The sequence below is a fragment of the Micromonospora sp. NPDC004540 genome (assembly GCF_040610095.1).
Classification (GTDB): Bacteria; Actinomycetota; Actinomycetes; order Mycobacteriales; family Micromonosporaceae; genus Micromonospora.
Map to the genome: position 1 here is coordinate 1 of NZ_JBEXLR010000074.1, position 22,371 is coordinate 22,371.

The window sequence follows — 22,371 nt, forward strand, 5'->3', positions numbered from 1 at the left end:
CACGGCATCGACGCCCCGCCCGAGCTGGAACGGCTGGCCAAGCGGGCGCTGGTGACCGGCCCGGCGACCCGGCCGCCGGGCGGCTCGCCGAACGGCCGGCGGCCGGCCCACTCGCCCCGGCTGGTCAGCGGGCGCAGCTCCACCCGGACACCGGCGCGGGCGAGCCGGGCCCAGGAGCGGCCGACCGGGGAGGCGTCGAAGCCGGCCGCCGCGGCGGGGGAGTCCCAGACGACCAGGGCGGCCCACCGGGTCAGGTCGGCGTCGCCGGGGCCGAAGCCGGTGCCGGTCCCGGTGCCGAGCAGCTTGGCGAACCGGACGCCGGGCATCCGGCGCAGCCGCGCCGGGTGGGTCGCCATCCGGGCCAGCGCCCGGGGGACGGCCGCCCGGGGGATCCGCCACACGTGCAGCGTGACGAGTTCGGGAGTCACGCCACCTCGGTCGGTGCGCCGGAGGTGAGCCGCAGCAGCTCCGCGTGCGTGGTGGGGAAGACCGCCTGGGGCACGCCGCCGGCCGCCCACACCTCGTCGTACGCCGCCAGCGCGGTGTCCACGAGGGTGCGCAGCGGCTGCGGGTGGCCGACCGGGGCGACCCCGCCGATCACCTGCCCGGTGTGCCGCTTGACGAACTCCGGGGTGGCCCGGCGCAGGTGGGTGACCCCGAGGGACGCGGCCAGCCCGGCGGTGTCCACCCGGTGCGCGCCGGAGGTGAGCACCAGCAGGGGCGCGTCGTCGGCGTCGAAGACGAGCGAGTTGGCGATGGCGCCGACCTGGACGCCGAGCGCCTCGGCCGCCGCGGCGGCGGTGTGCACGGCCTCGGGCAGCAGGCGGACCTGGCTCGGGCCGCCGGAGCCGTCCCGCGCGCCCGCGTCGTCGAGCGCCCGCTGCACCGCCTGCACGTTCGGGTGTGGCTGCATGCCCCTCATTCTCCCCGGCCGCCCGGGCCCCGGCGGGCCGCCCCGCCCGAACGGGGGTCGGCGGCGCGGGCGGCGATCAGCGCGCCGATGCCGTCGAGGATCCGGGCCAGGCCGAAGTCGAGGGCCGCGTCGGTGGCCTCCGGGTCGATGCCGCGCAGGGCGGCGTCCAGCGCCGGGAACCGCTCCTCGCGGCCACGGACCAGGACGCCGAAGGCGGCCTCCCGGCTCCCGGCGGGCGCGCCCTCCGGCGTCGCGTGCTGGGCCAGGTTGCGGGCGTGCCCGACCAGGAGCACCGCGACGTCGAGCTGCTCGGCGCCGGTCAGCCCGGTGCCGGTGAGGGCGGCTACCACCGCTTCCACCCAGGCCAGCTCGTTCGGGCCGGGCAGCCGGGCGCCGACGGTCGCCGCCTGGGCCCACGGGTGCCGGCGGAACCGGTCGAACAGCTGCCGGGTCCAGTCGTCGAGCCGGCCGCGCCAGTCGGCCCCGGCCGGCGGGGCGGGCGGCTCGCCGATCGCCGCCTCCAGCATCAGCGCCACCAGTTCGGCGCGGCCGGGCACGTAGCGGTAGAGCGCCATCTTGGTGACGTCCAGCGACTCGGCGACCCGCTGCATGGTCAGCCCCTCGAGGCCGTCGGCGTCGGCGATGGTGATGCCGGCGCGGGCGATCGCGGCCAGCGTGAGGGTGGGGCGCGGCCCCCGCCGGGGCCCGGTCGGGGTGCCCCACAGCAGCTCGAACAGCCGGCGTTTGTCGACGCCACCGGTCTCCACGGTCACCCCTCTTGTCCTCGGCTCGAAACTGCGTCTACAGTACTCTGTATCCGAGGGACACAGTTTGAACGGGGGAAGACATGCCCACTCCACTGCGCGGTTTCCGCGTGCTCGTCTCCGGCGCCGGGGTGGCCGGCCCGGCGGTGGCCTGGTGGCTGGCCCGGCACGGGGCCGAGGTCACCGTCGTCGAGACCGCTCCCGCGCTGCGGACCAGCGGCTTCGCGGTCGACTTCCGCGGCCCGACCCACCTCGGCGTGCTCGCCGCAATGGGCGTGCTCGACGAGTTGCGCGCGGTGCAGACCCACGCCGGCGCGATGAGCCGGGTGGACGAGCACGACCGGGAGATCTTCCGGCTGCCGGCCGAGTTCGCCGGCGGCGAGCTGGAGGTCCGCCGCCGGGACCTGTCCCGGATCCTCTACGAGCGCGGCGCCGACCGGGTCAGCTACCTGTTCGGCGACCGGATCACTGCGCTCACCGAGACCGCCGACGGGGTGCGGGTCGACCTCGACCGGGGCGCCTCCCGCACCGTCGACCTCGTGGTCGGTGCGGACGGGCTGCACTCCGGCGTGCGCCGGCTGGCGTTCGGGCCCGAGTCCGCCTACGTCACCCACCTCGGCTACCACCTGGCCGGCTGGGACCTGCCCGACGACCTCGGGGCGGGCCCGGTCCCGCGGCAGTACAACGTGCCCGGCCGGATGGCCAGCGTGGCCGCCGACCAGCGCGAGCCGGGCCGGGCGGGCGCCTTCGTCGTGTTCGCCTCGCCCCGGCAGGACCACGAGCGGCTCGACCTCGACCGGCAGAAGGCGCTGATCGCCGACGCCTTCGCCGGGCTGGGCTGGCACGTGCCCCGGCTGCTGGCCGGCCTGCGCGCCGCGCCCGAGCTCTACTTCGACGCGATCGCCCGGGTCAGCGTCCCCCGCTGGCACGCCGGCCGGACGGTGCTGCTCGGCGACGCGGCCTGGGGGGTGACCCTTGGCGGGATGGGGGTGGGCACCGGCCTGGTCGGGGCGTACGTGCTCGCCGGCGAGCTGGCCCTGGCCGGCGGCGACCACCGGGTGGCGCTGCCCGCGTACGAGCGGCGGATGCGGTCCTACGCCGGCCGCTGGCAGCGCGGCGCCAGCCCCGGCCACTTCCTCGCCCCGGCCAGCGGCTGGGGGCTGTGGCTGCGCGACCGGCTGCTGGCCACCCGCCCGGTCCAGTCGCTGCTGGTGCGCGGCACCGGCTCGCTGGCCACCGAGGCCGACCTGCCCGATTACGCGCGGGTCTGAGCCGCCGGCCGGGAGCCGGGCCAGTTCGGGGTGGCCCGGACCCGGCCGGCGGCGTCCACCAGCAGGGCCGCGTACCCGTCCAGGGTGGCCAGCCAGTCGAGCGCGTCCGCGCCGCGGGCGACGGCCGCGGTGGCGTACACGTCGGCCCACAGCAGCTCGGGGCCGACCACGGTGACCGACCGGACGGCCTCGGCCGGCCGCCCGGCGCGCGGGTCGGTGATGTGTGCGCCGCGCCGCGCGGTGCCCGACGTGGCGACCGCGCCGTGCGGGCGGGCGACGACGTCGAGCAGCCGCTCGGGACGGTCCGGGTCCTCGATCCCGACCCGCCAGGCCGGCCGGCCTGGCGCGGTGCGCAGCAGCACGTCCCCGCCGGCGTTGAGGCACAGGTCGTGGCCGGGCAGCACCAACCAGCGCGCGGCCCGCTCCACGGCCCAGCCCTTGACCAGGCCGGACGGGTCGAAGCCGGTGCCGCCGCCGGGCAGCGGCAGCCGCCGGGCGTCGAACCACCCGTCGGTGCGGACGCGGGCCGCCTCGCAGCGCTCGACCACCTCGCGCACCAGCGGCTCCGCGGCGGCCGGGTCGGGCATCGCCCCGCCGAGCCGGGCCAGCACGCTGTCCGGCCGATACGTGCTGAACGTGGCGTCCACCGCGCGCAACTCGGCGAAGACCCGGTCCACCCGCTCGGCCACCGCGTCGGTGCGCACCCCGGGGCCGCGCAGGTGCACGCTGACCGGCAGCCCCATCACCTGCGCCACCCAGGCGCGCCGGTCCGGTCCGGTCGTCATGGTCCCGCTCATCCCAGGTGCGCCGCGTCGATCGCGGACTGGAGCGACTCGCGGTAGCCGTCGCTGGTCACGGTGGCCCCGGAGACGGTGTCGATCCGTGCGCTCTGCGCCGCGAGGGCCTCCTGCCGAAGGATCGGCACCGCGTAGTCGTTGATCTCCTGGTCCCGGTGGTTGCCGTCCGGCACCTGGAGCACGGTGACGTCGGTGATCTTCCCGCCGGTGACGGTGATCTTCACCTGCACCGGCCCCCACCGGGTCTGCGCCACCGACCCGGTGGCCGTGCCGTCGCCCCCGCTGACCCTGCCGTCGCCGCCACTGCCGCTGTCGTCGCTGCCGGTCGAGGAGCCCGGGCCGGTGGCGCCGGTGCCGGCGTCCGTGCCGCTCCAGGAACTGCCGGCGCCGTCGGTGTCGGAGGCGATGGCGCTGCGCGCCCAGCCCGTGCCCATGGTGCTGGTCCGGTAGCTGAACAGCAGCACCAGCGCGGCCACGGTGGAGAGCAGCCAGATGGTGATCCGTCGCACGGATCCTCCCTTCGCGCCTGTCACCAGGCGAAGCGTTCGTGATGGACGTGCGCGTCGGGGACTCCGGCGGCGCGGGTCGCGGTGCGGGCGGCGTCGACCCAGCCGTCCGGTCCGCAGAGGAAGACGTCGTGGCCGGCGACGCCGGGGGAGAGCCGGCGCAGCGCCTCCGCGTCGGAGAGCCCCTCGGCGTAGGCCGGCAGCCAGGACGGGTGCGCCGCCCGGGGGCCGACCAGGTGGTGCACGACCAGCCCGCGCTCCGCGGCGAGCCGGTCCAGCTCCGCCCGGAAGGCCAGGTCGTCGGGGGTACGCGCGCGGTAGAGCAGCACCGCCTGGCCGGGCGCGTACGGCAGTTCCCAGAGCAACGCCAGCAGCGGGGTGATGCCGACCCCGCAGGCCAGCATCGTGATCCCGCCGCCGCGCCAGTGCTCCCCGGTGAGCCGCCCGTACGGCCCCTCGACGAGCACCCGCGTGCCGGGGCGCAGGGCGGCCACCCGGGCGCTGCCGTCGCCCAGATCCTTGACCGTGATCCGCATCAGGTCGCCGTTCGGCGGCGCGGACAGCGAGTACGGGTGGGCCCGGGACCAGCCGGAGCCGTCCAGGAACCGCCAGAGCAGGAACTGCCCGGCCCGGACGGGCAGCCGGTGCAGGTCGCGCCCGCGCAGCCAGACCGAGGTGATCCCGGGCGCCTCGGCGACCACGGCGGCCACCTCGATCCGGTGCCGCAGCGAGCGCCAGGCGGGCAGCCCCAGCCGCCAGACCAGCACGCTGGCCAGCGCCAGCAGGTAGACGGTCCACCAGTAGGCGCGGGCGAGCGGCGAGGCGACGAAGTCGGCGCCGGTCCAGAGCTGGTGCGGCAGCGCCAGCGCGACGCCCAGGTACGCGTACAGGTGCAGCAGGTGCCAGGACTCGTAGCGCAGCCGGCGCCGGGCCGCCCGGACCGAGGTCACCACCACCAGCACCAGCAGGCCGAACGCCGCGGTGGCCAGCAGCATCCCCGGGTACGTGACGACCAGGTCCCAGGTCTCGGCGAGCACGCCCCGGCGGGCGGTGCCGGCGTAGCCGAGGACGGTCAGCAGCACGTGCGCCAGGAGCAGGTGGAACGAGGTGAAGCCGGTGAGCCGGTGCCAGCGGGCGATCCGGTCCTGGCCGAAGCGCCGCTCGATCAGCGGCACCCGGGCCATGAGCACCACCTGGACGAGCATCAGGTCGGCGCTGACCAGGCCGGCGAGCCGGCCGAGCGAGGTGAGGCCGGTGGCCGTGCCGCCCAGCAGCTCCTGCACGCCGCGGTCGGCGGTCCAGAGCGCGGTGACCACCAGCAGGCTGAGCACCGCGGCGCCGCCGACCACGTCGGCCCACCAGGTGGGTGCCGCCGGCAGGGCCCGGCGCGGGATCCGTCGGCCGGCGACGGCGGTATGGCTGACGTTCATGTCGTCAACCCTGGGGCCCGGAGTTCGGCGGCTCCTTTGTCGATGCTGTGCGCGCCCTGAGAGTTGACCGGCCGGCGTTCGGCACGCCGGTGCGTCACACGTTGCATTTTCGTCGGAGGGGAGGTGTACTGTCAGAGCAGTTAGAACGAGTGTTCGATTCAGTCGTACGCTCGTTCCAACGTCCGGGAGCGGTGTTTCGCGGCTCCGGCTCCCGGGAGGTGCGGTTCCGCGGACCGCACCGGGCTCCGGACAGTCGCGAGTCCGGACCCGTCAGGCAGGATCGTCGCCCGCCGCCCACGACCCCCGGGCGGCGGGCGACGGACCCGCCGGTACGCCGGCCGGGTGTGGTGTGGGGAAGCGTCCACACCCGGCCGGCCCCCACCTGGTGCGTCTTCCTCCGCACCGCCCGTTCCGGGCGTCCCGGGCGACGGCTCCCCGTCGCGCGGCCGCCCCGCCCCGGCCCACGCGGAGGAGAGACCATGTCGACCAGTCCGGCCCAGGCGCCCACGGTGCCCGCGCACGTGCTGCCGCACCGCACCCCCGCCCAACTGCTCGTGGTGGCCCGCCACGGGCTGGCCGAGGCCGCCCGCACCCGTCCCGACGGCCTCCGGTACGCCGCCGCCCACCTCGCCGCGCTGCGCGCCGCCGCCGCCCTGCTCGCCGCCCGCGCCCGCCCCGCACCCACCCGGCGCAACCGCATCACCAGCGTCTGGGTGCTGCTCGCCGCCGTCGCCCCCGAGCTGGACGAGTGGGCCGCCTATTTCGCCGCCGGGGCCGGCAAGCGGGCCGCCGCCGAGGCCGGCATCCCCCGGGTGGTCACCGCCCGGGAGGCCGACGACCTGCTCCGTGCCGCCGAGGAGTTCGTGACCGTGGTGGAGACCGCGCTCGGCCTGGCCCACCAACCGGCGCTCGACGGGCTGCACCGGCTCGGCGTGTCTGACGCCACGCCGCGACCCGGAGCAGCCGCCGCCTGAGTCGTGGCGCCCGGCCACCACCGGCGGGACCCCGGGTGGCCGGGCGCCACTCCCGGCGGCGGCGAGCACGCCGCGCCGGGCCGCACGCGCGTTCCGCACCGCACGATCCAAGCACCATCCACGGGCCGGTGCCCGTGGTGAACACACGACGGGGGGTAGGTCCGATGGCGGGCCGCATGGTGGTCGGTTCCGCCGCCCTGGCCGAGCTGGTACGCCCGGCGAGCGCGCCCGACCCCGCGGGCGGCCACCGGGTGCTCCCCGTCCGGCCCGAGCTGACCGGGCTGCTGCCCAACCGCGGGCTGCGGCGCGGCAGCACCATCGCGGTCGGCGCCGGCCAGCCCCGGCGCAGCGGCGCCACCTCCCTGCTCCTCGCCCTGCTCGCCGAGGCGTCCCGGGCCGGCTCGTGGTGCGCCGTGGTTGGCGTGCCCACCTTCGGGGCCGGCGCGGCGGCCGAGGCCGGCATCGCCCTGGACCGGCTCGCCCTGGTGCCGAACCCCGGCCCGGAGTGGCCCACCGTCGTCGCCGCGCTCATCGACGGGGTCGACGTGGTGGTCACCGCCGTGCCGAGCACGGTCTCCGCCTCGGTCGCCAACCGGCTGGCCGCCCGGGCCCGGCAGCGCGGCAGCGTGCTCGTCCCGTACGGCCGGTGGGACGGCGCGGACGTGACGCTCCAGGTGGTCCGCGGGGTCTGGGAGGGGCTCGGGCCGGGCCGGGGCCGGCTGCGCCGCCGGGAGGTGACCGTCTCGGCCCGCGGCCGGGGCGCGGCCGCCCGCCCCAAGGAGATCAAGGTCTGGCTGCCCGGCGACGAGCTGACCCGGGTGATCCCCCGCTCGACCGGCGCCGGCGCCGCCCGCGCCGCCGCGCCCCGGCGGCTCCGCGTGGTGGCCCCGGCCGCCGCTGCCGCCGTCCGGCCGCTCACCGTGGTCGGGTCGGCATGAGCGGCGCGCCGGCGCGGACCCTGCTGCTCTGGTGCCCGGACTGGCCGGTCCTCGCCGCCGAGATCGTCGACGGGGTGCCGGCCACCGACCCGGTCGTGGTGCTGCACGCCAACCGGGTGGTCGCCTGCTCCGAGCGGGCCCGCGCCGAGGGCGTCCGGCGCGGGCTGCGCCGGCGGGAGGCGCAGGGGCGCTGCCCCCAGCTCACCGTCGTCGACCACGACCCCGCCCGGGACGCCCGGGCGTTCGAACCGGTGGTGGCCGCCGTCGAGGAGGTGGTCGCCGGGGTCGAGGTGATCCGCCCCGGAGCCTGCGCGCTGGCCGCCCGGGGCCCCAGCCGCTACCTCGGCGGCGAGGAGGCGGCGGCCGAGCGGATCGTCGAGCACGTCGCCCAGACCTGCGCGGTGGAGAGCCAGGTCGGCATCGCCGACGGGGTCTTCGCCGCCGGGCTGGCCGCCCGGGACGGCCGGATCGTGCCCCCCGGCGGGACCCCGGAGTTCCTGGCCGGCCTGCCCGTCGAGGCGCTCGGCCGGCCCACCCTGACCGACCTGCTGCGCCGGCTGGGCGTACGCACCCTCGGCGACTTCGCCGCGCTGCCCGCCGGGGACGTGCTGGCCCGGTTCGGCTTCGACGGTGCGCTGGCCCATCAGCTCGCCGCCGGCCGGGACCACCGGCCGCTCGCGGTCCGGCAGCCGCCCGCCGACCTGACCGTCACCGCCGACCACGACGAGCCGATCGACCGGGTCGACGCCGCGGCGTTCGCCGCCCGGACGCTGGCCGAGCAACTGCACGAGCGGCTGGCCGCGCACGGGCTGGCCTGCACCCGGCTCGGCATCGAGGCGGTCACCGCGCACGGCCAGGAGCTGCACCGGGTCTGGCGACACGACGGCCTGCTCACCGCCGCGGCCATCGCCGACCGGGTCCGCTGGCAGCTCGACGGCTGGCTCTCCGGCAGCAACGGCCGGGGCGGCGCCCGCCCGGCCCGCCCCACCGCCGGGATCATCCGGCTGCGGCTGGTGCCGGACGGGGTGCTCGCCCAGGCCGGCCTGCAACCCGGCCTGTGGGGGGAGACCGGCGAGGAGCGGGAGCGGGCGCACCGCGCGTTGAGCCGGGTGCAGGGCATTCTCGGCCCCGAGGCGGTGGTCACCGCCGTGCTCGGCGGCGGGCGCTCCCCGGCCGACCAGGTGCGCCTGGTCCCGTGGGGCGACGAGCGCCTGCCCACCCGCCCCGGCCCGCCACCCCTGCCGGCCGCCGAGCCGCCACCCCTGCCGGCCGCCGAGCCGCCACCCCTGTCGGCCGCCGAGCCGCCGGTACCGCCGGCCGAGCCGACGGCGCCGGCCGGGCGGACCCGGGCCGATGCCGTGGCGCGGCCGGACCCGGCCGGTGTGGTGGCGCGGCCGGGCCGTCCGGTGCGGAACGGCGGGGCGGCGCGGTCGGGCGGGGCGGTTCCGGTGCCGCCGTGGCCGGGGCGGATCCCGCCGCCCGCGCCGGCCGTGGTGCTGCCCACCCCGCTGCTCGCCGCCGTGCACGACGCGGCCGGCGAGCCGGTCGTGGTCAGCGCCCGGCTGGCGGTCAGCGCCGCGCCGGCCCGGCTGACCGTCGACACCGGCCGGCCAGCCGAGATCGTCGGGTGGGCCGGCCCGTGGCCGGTGGACGAGCGCTGGTGGGCGCCGGCCGAGGCCCGTCGCCGGGCCCGGTTCCAGGTCTGCCTGGCCGACGGGGCCGCCCTGCTGCTCGCGGTCGAGGGCGGCCAGTGGCTGGTGGAGGCGATCTATGACTGAGCGCCGTGCTCCGGCCGCGCGGCGGGCCTCGGCGGTGCGGCGGGCCTCGGTCGCGCGGCGGGCCTCGGCGGTGCGGCGGGCCTCAGCGGCGCGGCATGCCTCGGTCGAGCGGCACGCTGACGTGCCGCACCGGCTCCGACCCGTCGCAGGCTACGAACTTGATGACGTGAACGGATCGCCGTCTGCTCCCGTTCCCGTTCCGGTTCCCGCTCCCGCTCCCGCTCCCGCTCCCGCTCCCGCTCCCGCGATTCATTCGCATCATCAAGTTCGTAGCCAACCAACGGTCATCCGCCTCCTTGCGGGGGCGGAACCAGATCTTGGAGGAATTCGGCCCCTCCAGGGGCCGCAAGGTTCCAAGATTTCGACGCGGAACCGCCCGGGAGGCGGTCGGTGAGCTTCCACAACCCGAAGATGCCCTGGTCGGAGCTGGAGCAGGTGCTCTCCGGACGGCCCGGGTCCGGCAAGGGGCGGCCCAAGGGCGAGCGGCACCTGCACGTGGTGGACCCGCTCGCGGTCGACGCCGACGGCGGCGACTCTCCGGCGTGGAGCCGCAAGCGGCAGGAGTACGTGCCGCCGGAGCTGCCCCGCCCGGACGACGCGGTGCCCTACGCGGAACTGCACGCGCACTCCAACTTCAGCTTCCTCGACGGCGCCAGCCACCCGGAGGAACTGGCCGAGGAGGCCGCCCGGCTGGGGCTCACCGCGCTCGCCGTCACCGACCACGACGGCTTCTACGGCGTGGTGCGCTTCGCCGAGGCGGCCCGCACGCTGCACCTGCCGACGGTCTTCGGCGCGGAGCTCTCCCTCGGGCTGCCCGGCCCGCAGAACGGCGAGCCGGACCCGCACGGCGCGCACCTGCTGGTGCTGGCCCACGGCCACGAGGGATACGCCCGACTCGCCGCCACCATCGCCCGGGCCCAGCTGCGCGGCGGCGAGAAGGGCCGCCCGGTCTACGGCGAGCTGGCGGAGGTCGCCGCGGAGCTGCGCGACCACGTGCTGGTGCTCACCGGCTGCCGCAAGGGGCACGTCCCCGCCGCGCTGCTCACCGAGGGCGTCGACGCGGCGGCCCGGGAGCTGGACCGGCTCACCGCGCTCTTCGGCGCCGAGACGGTGGCGGTGGAGCTGACCGACCACGGCCACCCGCTCGACGCCGACCGCAACGACGCGCTGGCCGAGCTGGCCGCCGCGGCGGGGTTGCCCACGGTGGCCACCAACAACGTGCACTACGCCACCCCGGGGCGGCGCCGGCTGGCCACCACCGTGGCCGCGGTGCGGGCCCGGCGCAGCCTGGACGAGATCGACGGCTGGCTGCCCGCCGCCGCCACCGCCCACCTGCGCAGCGGCGCGGAGATGGCGGCGCGGTTCGCCGCGTACCCGGGTGCGGTGGCCCGGGCCGCCGAGTTCGGCGCGGAACTCGCCTTCGACCTGCAACTGGTCGCGCCGGAGCTGCCGGCGTACCCGGTGCCGCCGGGGCACACCGAGATGAGCTGGCTGCGCCACCTCACCATGGCCGGCGCCCGGGAGCGCTACGGCCCGCCCGAGGCGCACCCGGAGGCGTACGCGCAGCTGGAGCACGAGCTGCGGATGATCGAGGACCTGGGCTTCCCCGGCTACTTCCTGGTGGTCTACGACATCGTCGCGTTCTGCCGCGAGCAGGACATCTACTGCCAGGGCCGGGGCTCGGCGGCCAACTCGGCGGTCTGCTACGCGCTGCGGATCACCAACGTGGACGCGGTGCGTCACCGGCTGCTCTTCGAGCGCTTCCTCGCCCCGGAACGGGACGGCCCGCCCGACATCGACGTGGACATCGAGTCCGACCGCCGGGAGGAGGTGATCCAGCACGTCTACGCCCGCTACGGCCGGGAGCACACCGCCCAGGTCGCCAACGTCATCTCCTACCGGCCCCGGTCGGCGGTGCGGGACGTGGCCAAGGCGTTCGGCTTCTCGCCCGGGCAGCAGGACGCCTGGAGCAAGCAGATCGACCGCTGGGGCTCGGTCGCGGCGGTCGACGTCGAGGACATCCCCGAGCAGGTGGTGGCGTACGCCAACGAGCTGCAGACGTTCCCCCGGCACCTGGGCATCCACTCCGGCGGCATGGTGATCTGCGACCGGCCGGTGATCGAGGTCTGCCCGGTGGAGTGGGGGCGGATGCCCGGCCGCAGCGTGCTCCAGTGGGACAAGGACGACTGCGCCGCCGTCGGCCTGGTCAAGTTCGACCTGCTCGGCCTCGGCATGCTCTCCGCGCTGCACTACGGCTACGACCTGATCGGGATGAGCCTGGACCTGGGCGACATGACCCTGGACGACCCCGAGGTCTACGACATGCTCTGCCGGGCCGACTCGGTCGGGGTGTTCCAGGTGGAGAGCCGCGCCCAGATGGCCACCCTGCCCCGGCTCAAGCCCCGCGAGTTCTACGACCTGGTGGTGGAGGTGGCGCTGATCCGTCCCGGCCCGATCCAGGGCGGCTCGGTGCACCCCTACATCCGGCGCAAGAACGGCCAGGAGCCGGTGACCTTCGCGCACCCGCTGATGCGCAACGCGCTGGAGAAGACCCTCGGCGTGCCGCTGTTCCAGGAGCAGCTCATGCAGCTCGCCATCGACCTGGCCGGCTTCGACGCGGCCGGGGCCGACCAGCTGCGCCGGGCCATGGGGGCGAAGCGCTCGGTGGAGCGGATGGCGCAGATCGCCGACCGCCTCTACGCCGGAATGGCCGAGCGGGGCATCACGGGCGAGCTGGCCGACGACGTCTACCGCAAGCTCACCGCGTTCGCCAGCTACGGCTTCCCGGAGAGCCACGCCATGAGCTTCGCCTACCTGGTGTACGCCAGCTCCTGGCTGAAGCGCTACCACCCCGGCCCGTTCCTGGCCGCGCTGCTCAACGCCCAGCCGATGGGCTTCTACTCGCCGCAGACCCTGGTCGACGACGCCCGCCGGCACGGCGTCGAGGTCCGCCGGCCGGACATCAACGCCAGCGGCGCGAAGGCGGTTCTGGAGTCCACCCCGGAGACCCGCTGGGGGAGCCAGCCGGGCGAGCCGCCGCACGCCTGGGGGCTGGGCGGTCCGGCGGTCCGGCTGGGGCTGTCCGCCGTGCGGACCCTCGGCGACGAGGTGGCCGAGCGGATCGAGGCGGAGCGGACGGCCCACGGGCCGTACCGGGACATGCCGGACCTGGCCCGCCGGGTCGGCCTGACCGCGGCGCAGCTGGAGGCGCTGGCCACCGCGGACGCCTTCGCCTGCTTCGGGCTGACCCGGCGGCAGGCCCTCTGGGCCGCCGGCGCGGCGGCCCAGGACCGGCCGGGCCGGCTGCCCGGCACGGTGACCGGCACGGCCCCGCCGACGCTGCCCGGGATGGAGGCGGTGGACCGCCTGGTCGCCGACGTCTGGGCCACCGGCCTGTCCCCGGAGAGCCACCCGGCCCGGTTCATCCGGGAGCGGCTGGACGCGCTGGGCGCGGTGCCGATCGCCCGGCTGGGCCGGGTGGAGCCGGGGCAGCGGATCCGGGTCGGCGGGATCGTCACCCACCGGCAGCGCCCGGCGACCGCCGGCGGGGTCACCTTCCTCAACCTGGAGGACGAGACCGGCATGCTCAATGTCACTTGCTCCCCGGGGCTCTGGCAGCGCTACCGTCGAATCGCCCGCACCAGCGGCGCGCTGGTGGTGCGGGGCCGGTTGCAGCGGCACGAGGGCGTCGTCAGCCTCACCGCGGACCGGCTGGACGCGATCGAGCCGCCCGTCACGCCGGCGTCCCGGGATTTCCGTTGAGCGGAGTGATCCACATTACGGTTTCCGAGGGCCGGAGGCGGGAGACTCCCGGCACGGGTTGGGCAGAGTGGCCCACCCGGGTATGGGGGATGAACCGATGACCTTTCACAGCACGTACCCCGGCGGCGTGGCGAACGCCCGGCGGACCCGGCTGGGCGCCGGCTGGGCGCCGACCCACGAGGTGGAGCCGCGGGAATACCAGGTGACCGACGGGCCGGTGGCCAACGCCCAGCGCTCCCGCGCCGAGGAGGACCCCGCCGGCGGTGGCGAGTCCTGACCCCGGGCCCGGGGATGACTAGGCTCGGCGGCGTGGAGCGGACCCGAACCCTGACCCCCCGTACCGCCGTGATCTGGGCGGTGCTCCGGGCCGAGCTGGACCGGCGGGCCGGCGAGCGGCTCACCGTCCTCGACGTCGGCGGCGGGACCGGCGGCTTCGCCGTCCCGCTCGCCGAGGCCGGCCACCGGGTCACCGTGGTCGACGCCAGCCCCGACGCACTCGCCGCGCTGACCCGCCGGGCCGCCGAGGCCGGGGTCGCCGAGCGGGTACGCGCCGTGCAGGGCGACGGCGACGCGCTCGCCGGGCTGGTCGAGCCGGCCACCGCCGACCTGGTGCTCTGCCACTCGGTCCTGGAGGTGGTGGACGACCCCGCCCCGGTGGTCGCCGCGCTGGCCGCCGCCCTGCGTCCCGGAGGCGCGGCCAGCGTGCTGGTCGCCGGCCGGGCCGCCGCCGTGCTGGCCCGGGCCATGAACGGCCACCTGGACGTGGCCGCCGCGCTCGCCGCCGACCCGGCCGGCACCGCCGGCCCCCGGGACACCCTGCGCCGCCGCTACGACGCCGACGGCGCCACCACCCTGCTCGCCGCCGCCGGGCTCACCGTCGAGGAGATCCACGGCGTACGCGTGCTCGCCGACCTGCTTCCGGCCGCGGTGGCGGACGGCCAGCCGGCCGCGCTGGTCGAGCTGGAACGGGCTCTCGCCGCCCGGCCGCCGTACCGCGATCTCGCCGCCCAGCTGCACCTGTTCGCCCGCCGCCCGGCATGACCGGCCCGGCGGTCGGTCCGCTCGACCGGGTCGCGCCCCGCTACGGCGGCGGGAGCCTGGTCGACGTGCTGCCCAGCGCGCTCGCGCTGCTCGGCGTGCCCGGCGCCGCCGACCTGCTCGGCCTGGCACCCCGACTGGCCGGGGTACGCCGGGTCGCCGTGCTGCTGGTCGACGGGCTCGGCTGGTACCAGATCCCCACCGCCGCCCCGTACGCGCCGACGCTGGCCGGGCTGGCCGCCACGGTCGGCGTCCCGCTCACCGCCGGCTTCCCCTCCACCACCCCGACCAGCCTGGTCAGCCTCGGCACCGGCACCCCGTCCGGCGCGCACGGGGTGCTCGGCTTCAAGGTCCGGGTGCCGGGGACCGACCGGGTGCTCAGCCACATCGAGTGGGCCGGCGACCCGGAGCCGCTGCGCTGGCAGCCCGTCGCCACCTGGTACGAGCGGGCCCGCGCCGCCGGGGTGGCGGTCACCGTGGTCAGCCGCCCGGAGTACGGCGGCAGCGGCCTCACCCTGGCCGCGAACCGGGGCGGCGACTACCGGGGCGCGGCCGGCGTCGACCCGCTCGCGGAGCGGATGCTCGCCGCGCTGGCGGCCGGTCCCGGGCCGACCCTGGTCTCCGGCTACCACCCCGACCTGGACCGGCACGGGCACCTCACCGGCGTGGACTCCGCGCCCTGGCGGTTGGCCGCCGCCGAGGTGGACCGCCTGCTCGCCCGGCTGGTCGACGGCCTGCCGTCGGACGCCGCGCTGCTGGTCACGGCCGACCACGGGCAGCTCAACGTGCCCGACGGGCACCGGATCGACCTGGACACCGATCCCCGGCTGCGGGCCGGCGTCCGGGTGGTGGCCGGCGAGCCCCGGGTCCGCTACCTGCACGTCGAGCCGGGCGCCACCGACGACGTGGTAGCCGCCTGGTCGGCGGTGCTGGACGGCGCCGCCCGGGTGCTGACCCGGGCGGAGGCGGTGGCCACCGGCTGGTTCGGGCCGGTGCCGGAGGCGCACCTGGGCCGGATCGGCGACGTGGTGGTGGTCTGCCGCGACACGTACGCGGTGGTCGCCACCCGCTCGGAGAAGCCGATGGAGTCGCGGCTGGTCGCGTACCACGGCGCGGACACCGCCGCCGAGATGACCATCCCGCTGTTGGTGGTCCGCGGCTGACCCGGCCGGCGCGAACTGTCGGACCGGGCGGCTAGCCTGCGGGGATGGGCCGCAGCCAGTCGTTGCCCCGGGGCGGTGATCCGCGCTTCGGGCCGGACGCCGACGACACCGGCTGCCCGATCCTGCACGTCGACATGGACGCCTTCTTCGCCTCGGTGGAGGTGCGCCGCCGCCCCGAGCTGCGCGGCAAGCCGGTGGTGGTGGGCGGGATCGGTCCGCGCGGGGTGGTCAGCTCGGCGAGCTACGAGGCCCGCCGCTACGGCGTCCGCAGCGCCATGCCCACGGCCCGGGCCCGGGCGCTCTGCCCGCACGCGGTCTACCTGCCGCCGGACTTCACCGCCTACTCGGCGGCCTCCCGGGCCGTGATGCGGATCTTCCGCGACGTCACCCCGCTGGTCGAGCCGCTCTCCCTGGACGAGGCGTTCCTCGACGTGGCCGGCGCCCGGCGGCTCTTCGGCGCCCCCACCGAGATCGCCCGGCTGATCCGTCGCCGGGTCGCCGAGGAGCAGCAGCTGACCTGCTCGGTCGGGGTGGCGCCGAGCAAGTTCGTGGCCAAGCTCGGCTCCACCCGGGCCAAGCCGGACGGCCTGCTCGTGGTGCCCGCCGCCCGGGTGCTGGAGTTCCTGCACCCGCTGCCGGTGGGGGCGCTGTGGGGGGTGGGGGAGCGCTCCGCCGAGGCGCTACGCCGGCTCGGCCTGAACACCGTGGGCGACCTGGCCGAGGCGTCACCGGGCCTGCTCCGCCGGGCGGTGGGGGAGGCGTCCGCCGGCCACCTGCACGAGCTGGCCTGGGGGCGGGACCCGCGCCGGGTCTCGCCGGAGCACGTGGAGAAGTCGATCGGCGCGGAGGTCACCTTCGACACCGACGTCAGCGATCCGGCGGAGATCCGCCGCGCGCTGCTCGCCCTCGCCGAGAAGGCCGGCGCCCGGCTGCGCGCCGCGGGTCAGGTCGGGCGGACCGTGTCGCTCAAGGTCCGGTTGGCCGACTTCCGCACGGTCAGCCGCTCCCGCACCCTCGGTGTGCCCACCGATACGGCCCGGGAGATGTTCGACACGGCCTGGGCGCTCTGGACCGCCCTGGCCCCCGGCGAGCCGGTCCGCCTCGTCGGCGTCCGGATGGAGGGGCTGGCCGCGGCGGAGGAGACGCCGCAGCAGCTCACCCTGGGCGCGCCCGAGCGCGGATGGCGGGAGGCGGAGGCGGCGGCCGACGCGGCGGCCGCCCGATTCGGGCGGTCCGTCATAGGTCCGGCCAGTCTTCTCGGGAAGCGTGATCCCCGGCGAGTGGAAAAACCGACCCGGCCGTAGGTCGTCCCGCTTTCCGACGCGCGAGCCCCCTCGTAGACTTGCGGGTAAGCAGCCGGTTGGCTGCCACGGTCTGTCGGCCCGACCGGGCCGACCAACGTGACCGGGGAGGAGTGCCGTGCCGCTCTCGGAGCACGAGCAGCGGCTGTTCGAGCAGATCGAGCGGTCGCTTGCCGAGGACCCCAAGTTCGCCTCGGCCGTGCGCGCCAGCGACCCGCGTTTCCACGCGCGGCGTCGCGTGCTCGTCGCTGCCGGCGTGGTCATCGCTGGTCTGGCCCTGTTGATCTACGGTGCCGTGATCAAGACGCCCCCGCTGGCCGTGGCGGGCTTCGTCGTCATGCTTGCCTCGTTGGGCTACGCGGTGCAGTCGCACCGCCGGTCCCAGTCGCCCGACCTGCACGTGGTCGGCGGCACGACGAGCCGTCGTCGTCCCCGTGGTGGCCGCAGCGGCCGCCGGGGCTCCTTCCTCGACCGGATGGAGGACCGCTGGCGGCAGCGTCCGGAGGGGCACCGCTGAGCACGTCCCGCCCCTGAGGGGGCGGGGTCTTTCTCGCGACGGCGGATCGCCGGCACCACCGGCGAGCGTGGTCGCTTCCGCGCGCCCTGATCCGAGGCAGGTCCTGATCCGAGGTGCATCGCCCTGCCCGAGGCGACCCGGTCCGGCCCGCCGGCGGGGGAGCGCCGGCGGGCGGAACCGGGTCAGCGGGCCGGTCGGCCCGCCAGGAGACGACGCGGGTTCCAGCGCAGCAGCCGCTGCCGCACGTGCCCGGTCGTGGTGACCAGTCGGGTCGAGCGTTCGGTCAGGGCGTTCCGCCAGCGCAGCAGCACCGACGGCGGCAGCAGGGCCGCCAACAACCGGGTACGCCGGTCCGCCCGGGCCGAGAGGGCGCCGCGCACCGACCGCAGGGCCGGCTGCAACTCCTCGCCGGTCAGCGGGTCACGGGCGTAGCGGGCCCGCTCCTCCGCCCGGCCCAGCAGCCGGACCCCGGTCACCGCCCCGGCGTCCTCGACCAGCGCCTCCCGGGCCAGCCGCTCGGCGGTCGTCCTGGGTGTCTCCGTCAGGTCCACCCGGACGTGGAAGTCGACCAGGGTGTCGAGCAACTCGTCCCAGGCGTCGTGCGCGTCCGCGCGGGCCCGGTCGACGTCCATGCCGACCACAATCTCGCGCGCCCCGCCCCGCTGCCCCGGCACGGCGGCCAGCGTGGTGGCCGCGGGCACGCCCGCCCGGACGCGCCGGCGCCGGCGCAGCGCGGAACGGCGCAGGGCCGGCACCGCGAGCAGTGCCAGCAGGGCGAGCACCCCGGCCACCCACCACGGCCAGACCGGGCTCTGCCGGGTCGGGCCGCTGTCGCCGACGGCCAGGCCCTGGTCGGCGTCCTTGTCCAGGCGGTCCGGGTCCTCCGGGCCGGCCGACGGGTCGACGCCGCCGGGGGCGGCGGTGCTCCCCGGCGCCGGGGTGACCTCCTCGGGGGCGTCGGTGTCCGGGGCCCAGGCCGAGCGGACCGACCCCACCACGCTCGCTGCCGGGGTGGCGTCGAACGGCACCCAGCCGATCCCGCCGAAGAAGACCTCGGTCCAGGCGTGCAGGTTCCGGTTGGTCAGCACGTACGTGCCGTCGCCGGAGTTGCTGCCGTTGCTGAAGCCGAAGGCCACCCGGGCCGGGATGCCGGCCGACCGGACCAGCCAGGCCATCGCCGCGGCGTACTGCTGGCAGAAGCCCACCTTGGTGGCGAGGAAGTCGGTGATGTCCTCCCCGCTGGTGCCGCCCCGCGTGGACAGCGAGTAGGTGAACCCGTTCTCCACCGAGAAGTAGTCGTAGATCGCCCGGACCTTGTCGTAGTCGTTCGTCCGGCCCTTGACCAGCTGGTCGACCAGCCCGTCGACCGCGCGGACGGCCGGCGTGACGGTCTGCCGCGCCAGCACCGGGTCGTCGGCCGGCAGGGAGGGCGCCGCCCGCAGCGCCGCCGGGCTGAACGTCGAGCGGACGTAGTCGAACGAGTAGCGCTTGCCCCGGGCGTTGTCCCGGTTGGAGAAGACGATCTGGAGGTCCGTGTCGTAGAGCCAGTTGCCGCTCACGTCCTCGGTCTTCACCGGCTCGGCGTAGATGGGCAGCAGCGGCATGTTGAGGTTCTTGGTCACCTCGATGCTGGCCCGGTAGCGCTGCTGCTCCACGCCCCGGCCGCTGCGCTCCGCCGGGTCGGGCAGGTTGCGGTTGGCCGGCTTGCCGGTCGGCACCCGCACCCGGAAGCCGTCCGGCCGCAGCTCGTCGGCGACCCCGAAGCGCAGGTAGAACGGGGACGGCTCGTTGGTGGTCACCTTGACCAGCTCCGTGACCTCGCTCTGGTTGAGCTGGCCGCTGAGCGCGGCGAACAGGTCGATCCGGCCGGGGCTGCCGCCCTGGCCCGGCCGCCCGTTGCCGGTGCCCGTGCCGTCGCCGACGGCGTCCATCAGCCCACCGGTCATCCCGGGCACGACCAGCGGCAGCGCCACCGCCAGGGCCACCCCGACCACGGCCAGCCGGCGGCCCGCCGCGGCCAGCGGCGACGCCTCCCAGACGTCGACGTCGCGCCCCTCGCCGGTGAACCGGCGGCCGAACCGGCGTACGCGGTCGACGTTGTCGGTGACCAGCAGCCACAGGTAGCCGCACGCGCCCACCACGAACGGGGTGGCGGGGACGCTGTCCACGTAGACCGCCACCGGCACCGAGTAGATGGCCAGCATCGGCAGCCCGGCCAGCGCCGGCCGGCGCAGCCCGACGGTGAGCACGTCGACCACCACGGCCACCGCGCCGATGCCGAGCACGGCCAGGAAGAGCAGCGAGTCCACGTCCGGCACCTGCACGCCGTACGAGCGCATGTCGGGCAGCGAGGCGCTCAGCAGGTCGCCGAAGTGGGCGAAGGTGGCCGGGGTGGGCACGAACGCGAAGAACTCGGTGCCGCCCGGGAAGACCCAGGTCAGGGCCAGCGTGAGCCCGGCCAGCATGGCCAGCACCTGACCCCACAGCGGCGCCCGGACCAGCCGGCTCAGCGCGGCCGAGCCGGCCACCACGGCCACCACGATGGCCGCCTGGATCAGCCAGGTCCAGCGCTCGAAGATCGCCGACAGCGGGGCCGCCGCCAGCAGGGTCGCCGCCGCGGCGACGAAGCCGAGGTTGCGGTGCGCGGTCACGGGTCCACCCTTCCGGTCATCGCACGCCTCCGGCCACCGTCTCGGCCAGGGCCGCCCGCAGCGCGAACCCCTGCGACCCGCGGGCCGCCTGTGGCCAGAGCACCGGCAGCCGGTTGCCGTGGTCCACCCCGATCACCCGCCAGCCGCTCTGCAGCAGGGCGAGCGCGGCGGCGCCGTGCGCGTGCTCCGCCTCGGCCCGGGCCTTCGGCGGCAGGTTGAGCCAGGTGTTGCTGTCGAGCAGGAAGCCCACGCAGGTCGCGCCGTTGCCGCGCAGCCCGGCCAGCAGCTCCGCCTCGGCGGTGCTCAGCGTGCCGAGCAGCGCGATGATCAGGCCGCCGTCGGCCCGCTGCCGGACCTGCTGCACCAGCGTGGTGAGCTCGCCGCGCTTGTCCAGGTGCACCTCGGCGAGGTGGTCGAGGAGCACGCCCTCGCCGCCGGCCTCGGTGGCGTCCACATCGGCGCCGGAACCGGTGACCAGGCGCAGCTTGTAGCCGGCCTGACGCAGGTGCACGGCGATGCTGGCGGCGGTCGAGACCGCCCACTCGAAGCTCGCCGTGGGCCCCTCGCCCCGGTGCCCGGCGGCGCGGGTGTCCAGCACCACGGTGGCCCGGCTCTCCCAGGGCTGCTCCTCCCGGCGCACCATCAGCTCGCCGGTGCGGGCCGTCGACTTCCAGTGCACCCGGCGCAGGTCGTCGCCCATCCGGTACTCCCGGGTGGCCGCGTCGTCCTCGCCGTGCACCGCCACCGAGCGGGCCCGGCTGTCGCCGCTGCCCGCGTATTCCCCGGGGAGGCGCACCGAGGGCAGCGGGGTGACCTGCGGAATCACGGTGAGGTGGTCGGTGCTGGGGAAGGCCCGGCTCAGCTCGCAGAGCCCGAACGGGTCGGTCAGCCGGATCACCAGCGGCCCCACCTCGTAGCGGCCGCGCACGTCGGCCCGGACCGTGTACGCCACCGAGCTGGCCTGGTGGGCGCCGAGGCGCTCCAGCACCACCCGGGGCCGGCTGCCGAGCGCATAGGGCAGCCGGTCCTCCAGCAGCAGGGTGCCGGTGGGCAGCCGGGACAGGTTCTGCAGCCGCAGCACCACCCGGGAGTTGGCGCCGACCGGCACCCGGTGCGGCTCCAGCGAGCGGTTGCAGGCGAGCTTGTAGCGGCTACGCCCGACGTAGGCCGCCGCGAGCAGCGGCAGGATGGCGAGCAGGACGGCCACCCGGAGCAGGTCCTTCTCGCCGAGGATGCCGGCGGAGATCGCGGCGGCGACCGCGGCCGCCAGGAACGAGCGGCCGCGTGTGGTCAGTCCTCGCAGCCCGTCGCGCACCTACGGCCTCCGCGGCTCGTACGGCCCGCGTCCGTTGTTGGGGGCGGGCCGGGTGTCGTACGGGGAGCGCTTGCGGTCGTGCGGGAGCGGGAGGCGGTGCACCAGCTCGGCGACGATCGCGTCGGTGGTGCGCCGGGCCAGCTGGGCGTCGGCGGTCGGGATGATCCGGTGCGCCAGCACCGGCACCGCGAGGGCCTGGAGGTCGTCCGGGAGGACGTAGTCGCGGCCCTCCAGGGCGGCCACCGCGCGGGCGGTGCGCAGCATCTGGAGAGTGGCCCGCGGGGACGCGCCGAGCCGCAGGTCGGGCGCCTCGCGGGTGGCGGTGACCAGGTCGATCGCGTACTGCTTGACGGCGTCGGCGACGTGCACCTGCCGGACGTGGCCGATCAGCCGGCGGACGGTGGCCGCGTCGGAGACCGGCCGCAGCTCGTTCAGCGGGTCGGTGGCGCCGTGGCCGTCCAGCATGGCCAGTTCGGCGCCCGGGTCCGGGTAGCCCATCGCGATCCGGGCGGTGAACCGGTCGCGCTGCGCCTCCGGCAGCGGGTAGGTCCCCTCCATCTCGATCGGGTTCTGCGTCGCGATCACCATGAACGGGGTCTGCAGCTGGTAGGTCACGCCGTCGACGGTGACCTGCCGCTCCTCCATGCACTCGAGCAGCGCCGACTGGGTCTTCGGCGAGGCCCGGTTGATCTCGTCGCCGACCACCAGGTTGGCGAAGACCGCGCCGGGGCGGAACTCGAAGTCGTGCGTCTCCTGGTTGTAGACGCTGACCCCGGTGACGTCGCTGGGGAGCAGGTCGGGGGTGAACTGGATCCGGCGCACCGAGCAGTCGATCGACCGGGCCAGGGCCTTGGCCAGCTTCGTCTTGCCGACGCCCGGCACGTCCTCGATCAGCAGGTGGCCCTCGGCGAGCAGCACCGCCAGGGCGAGCCGGACGGTGGCCGTCTTGCCCTCGATGACCTGCTCGATGTTGGCCACGATGGCCTCGCTGGCGGCGCGGAACTCGTCGTGCGGCAGCAGACCGCCCACCTCGTCCCAGGTCTGTTGTGTCACGGGCCTCCTCCTCGTCGCCTGGACGGCAGCGCTGAATTAGAGCACCTGGACCCGCCGTTAGGTTCGCGACGTCGAGCCACGTCTGCCGCAGAAATCTCACTGGTCTCTCAGGCTAACCATGTTTCTCGTTGTCGCCGACCCCCGCAGGCGGTCGGTCGGTTACGCCCGGAATATTCGCCGGACCGGGGGAATGTCCCGAC

Annotated in this window: 18 protein-coding genes and 1 pseudogene; 10 read left to right on the forward strand and 9 right to left on the reverse strand. The window is 76.3% G+C overall.

Features of this window, described 5'->3' with window-relative positions:
• The 3 genes and pseudogenes from ABZV78_RS22295 to ABZV78_RS22305 form a co-directional block, all read right to left on the reverse strand.
• Nucleotides 1-428: pseudogene (locus tag ABZV78_RS22295) on the reverse strand (monooxygenase); the annotation flags it as partial.
• Entirely contained in the window at nt 425-913 is a 489-nt protein-coding gene (locus ABZV78_RS22300; protein ID WP_355641364.1) for a YbaK/EbsC family protein, read from the reverse strand. The gene ABZV78_RS22300 and the pseudogene ABZV78_RS22295, both read right to left, overlap by 4 nt.
• Nucleotides 914-918: 5 nt before the next feature.
• Complete coding sequence (locus ABZV78_RS22305; protein ID WP_355641366.1) at nt 919-1,686, reverse strand: TetR/AcrR family transcriptional regulator C-terminal domain-containing protein; 768 nt, start codon at nt 1,684-1,686, stop codon at nt 919-921.
• Between the two features lie 74 nt (nt 1,687-1,760).
• On the opposite strand from ABZV78_RS22305, the gene ABZV78_RS22310 reads away from it, so the two are divergent.
• Nucleotides 1,761-2,948 (forward strand): FAD-dependent monooxygenase, encoded by a 1,188-nt coding sequence (locus tag ABZV78_RS22310; RefSeq protein ID WP_355641368.1) that lies wholly within the window; start codon nt 1,761-1,763, stop codon nt 2,946-2,948.
• Here the strand turns inward: ABZV78_RS22310 and ABZV78_RS22315 are convergent.
• From ABZV78_RS22315 to ABZV78_RS22325, 3 genes are read right to left on the reverse strand one after another with little or no spacing between them, the layout of a single operon-like run.
• The gene (locus tag ABZV78_RS22315; RefSeq protein ID WP_355641370.1) at nt 2,933-3,733 is read right to left on the reverse strand and encodes an FAD:protein FMN transferase; all 801 of its coding nucleotides are present in this window, start codon (nt 3,731-3,733) and stop codon (nt 2,933-2,935) included. The two genes, ABZV78_RS22310 and ABZV78_RS22315, sit on opposite strands and share 16 nt — an antisense overlap.
• Nucleotides 3,734-3,741: 8 nt before the next feature.
• Nucleotides 3,742-4,254 carry an FMN-binding protein gene (locus ABZV78_RS22320; protein ID WP_355641372.1) on the reverse strand — a complete coding sequence of 171 codons (513 nt, stop codon included), beginning with the start codon at nt 4,252-4,254 and terminating at the stop codon, nt 3,742-3,744.
• Between the two features lie 20 nt (nt 4,255-4,274).
• Nucleotides 4,275-5,681, reverse strand: coding sequence for a ferredoxin reductase family protein (locus tag ABZV78_RS22325; RefSeq protein WP_355641374.1), 1,407 nt, complete (start codon nt 5,679-5,681; stop codon nt 4,275-4,277).
• A gap of 479 nt (nt 5,682-6,160) precedes the next feature.
• Between ABZV78_RS22325 and ABZV78_RS22330 the strand changes: the two genes are divergently transcribed.
• From ABZV78_RS22330 to ABZV78_RS22370, 9 genes are all read left to right on the forward strand, one after another.
• Nucleotides 6,161-6,655, forward strand: coding sequence for an SAV_6107 family HEPN domain-containing protein (locus ABZV78_RS22330; protein ID WP_355641376.1), 495 nt, complete (start codon nt 6,161-6,163; stop codon nt 6,653-6,655).
• Between the two features lie 164 nt (nt 6,656-6,819).
• On the forward strand, nt 6,820-7,593 hold the full coding sequence (locus ABZV78_RS22335) for a hypothetical protein (RefSeq protein ID WP_355641378.1): 774 nt from the start codon (nt 6,820-6,822) through the stop codon (nt 7,591-7,593).
• Nucleotides 7,590-9,371 (forward strand): DNA polymerase Y family protein, encoded by a 1,782-nt coding sequence (locus ABZV78_RS22340; RefSeq protein ID WP_355641380.1) that lies wholly within the window; start codon nt 7,590-7,592, stop codon nt 9,369-9,371. The genes ABZV78_RS22335 and ABZV78_RS22340 overlap by 4 nt, the downstream gene beginning before the upstream one ends.
• Nucleotides 9,372-9,761: 390 nt before the next feature.
• A complete protein-coding gene (locus ABZV78_RS22345) occupies nt 9,762-13,133 on the forward strand; it encodes an error-prone DNA polymerase (protein ID WP_355641381.1) in 3,372 nt (1,123 codons plus the stop codon).
• Nucleotides 13,134-13,230: 97 nt separating this feature from the next.
• Nucleotides 13,231-13,410, forward strand: coding sequence for a hypothetical protein (locus tag ABZV78_RS22350; protein ID WP_091268414.1), 180 nt, complete (start codon nt 13,231-13,233; stop codon nt 13,408-13,410).
• 14 nt (nt 13,411-13,424) lie between these two features.
• Nucleotides 13,425-14,174, forward strand: coding sequence for a methyltransferase domain-containing protein (locus tag ABZV78_RS22355; protein ID WP_355641383.1), 750 nt, complete (start codon nt 13,425-13,427; stop codon nt 14,172-14,174).
• Nucleotides 14,171-15,334, forward strand: coding sequence for a nucleotide pyrophosphatase/phosphodiesterase family protein (locus ABZV78_RS22360; RefSeq protein ID WP_355641385.1), 1,164 nt, complete (start codon nt 14,171-14,173; stop codon nt 15,332-15,334). Before ABZV78_RS22355 ends, ABZV78_RS22360 begins: the two co-directional genes overlap by 4 nt.
• Before the next feature lie 44 nt (nt 15,335-15,378).
• Nucleotides 15,379-16,638 (forward strand): DNA polymerase IV, encoded by a 1,260-nt coding sequence (locus ABZV78_RS22365; protein WP_355641387.1) that lies wholly within the window; start codon nt 15,379-15,381, stop codon nt 16,636-16,638.
• A gap of 115 nt (nt 16,639-16,753) precedes the next feature.
• A complete protein-coding gene (locus tag ABZV78_RS22370; RefSeq protein ID WP_355641389.1) occupies nt 16,754-17,152 on the forward strand; it encodes a DUF3040 domain-containing protein in 399 nt (132 codons plus the stop codon).
• A 182-nt stretch (nt 17,153-17,334) separates the two neighbouring features.
• Here ABZV78_RS22370 and ABZV78_RS22375 read toward each other — a convergent pair whose 3' ends face one another.
• From ABZV78_RS22375 to ABZV78_RS22385, 3 genes are read right to left on the reverse strand one after another with little or no spacing between them, the layout of a single operon-like run.
• Nucleotides 17,335-19,803: a DUF3488 and transglutaminase-like domain-containing protein gene (locus ABZV78_RS22375; RefSeq protein ID WP_355641390.1), complete on the reverse strand. Its 2,469-nt coding sequence runs from the start codon at nt 19,801-19,803 to the stop codon at nt 17,335-17,337.
• A gap of 16 nt (nt 19,804-19,819) precedes the next feature.
• Nucleotides 19,820-21,118: a DUF58 domain-containing protein gene (locus ABZV78_RS22380; protein WP_355641392.1), complete on the reverse strand. Its 1,299-nt coding sequence runs from the start codon at nt 21,116-21,118 to the stop codon at nt 19,820-19,822.
• Entirely contained in the window at nt 21,119-22,171 is a 1,053-nt protein-coding gene (locus ABZV78_RS22385; RefSeq protein WP_355641394.1) for a MoxR family ATPase, read from the reverse strand. It abuts the gene before it with no gap.
• Between the last annotated feature and the right edge of the window lie 200 nt (nt 22,172-22,371).

Bases quoted from the DNA above. Each gene is read 5' to 3' on its own strand.
- ABZV78_RS22300 (WP_355641364.1), bottom strand. From the start codon at position 913: ATGCAGCCACACCCGAACGTGCAGGCGGTGCAGCGGGCGCTCGACGAC.
- ABZV78_RS22310 (WP_355641368.1), top strand. From the start codon at position 1,761: ATGCCCACTCCACTGCGCGGTTTCCGCGTGCTCGTCTCCGGCGCCGGG.
- ABZV78_RS22315 (WP_355641370.1), bottom strand. From the start codon at position 3,733: ATGACGACCGGACCGGACCGGCGCGCCTGGGTGGCGCAGGTGATGGGG.
- ABZV78_RS22325 (WP_355641374.1), bottom strand. From the start codon at position 5,681: ATGAACGTCAGCCATACCGCCGTCGCCGGCCGACGGATCCCGCGCCGG.
- ABZV78_RS22330 (WP_355641376.1), top strand. From the start codon at position 6,161: ATGTCGACCAGTCCGGCCCAGGCGCCCACGGTGCCCGCGCACGTGCTG.
- ABZV78_RS22335 (WP_355641378.1), top strand. From the start codon at position 6,820: ATGGCGGGCCGCATGGTGGTCGGTTCCGCCGCCCTGGCCGAGCTGGTA.
- ABZV78_RS22340 (WP_355641380.1), top strand. From the start codon at position 7,590: ATGAGCGGCGCGCCGGCGCGGACCCTGCTGCTCTGGTGCCCGGACTGG.
- ABZV78_RS22350 (WP_091268414.1), top strand. From the start codon at position 13,231: ATGACCTTTCACAGCACGTACCCCGGCGGCGTGGCGAACGCCCGGCGG.
- ABZV78_RS22355 (WP_355641383.1), top strand. From the start codon at position 13,425: ATGACTAGGCTCGGCGGCGTGGAGCGGACCCGAACCCTGACCCCCCGT.
- ABZV78_RS22360 (WP_355641385.1), top strand. From the start codon at position 14,171: ATGACCGGCCCGGCGGTCGGTCCGCTCGACCGGGTCGCGCCCCGCTAC.
- ABZV78_RS22365 (WP_355641387.1), top strand. From the start codon at position 15,379: ATGGGCCGCAGCCAGTCGTTGCCCCGGGGCGGTGATCCGCGCTTCGGG.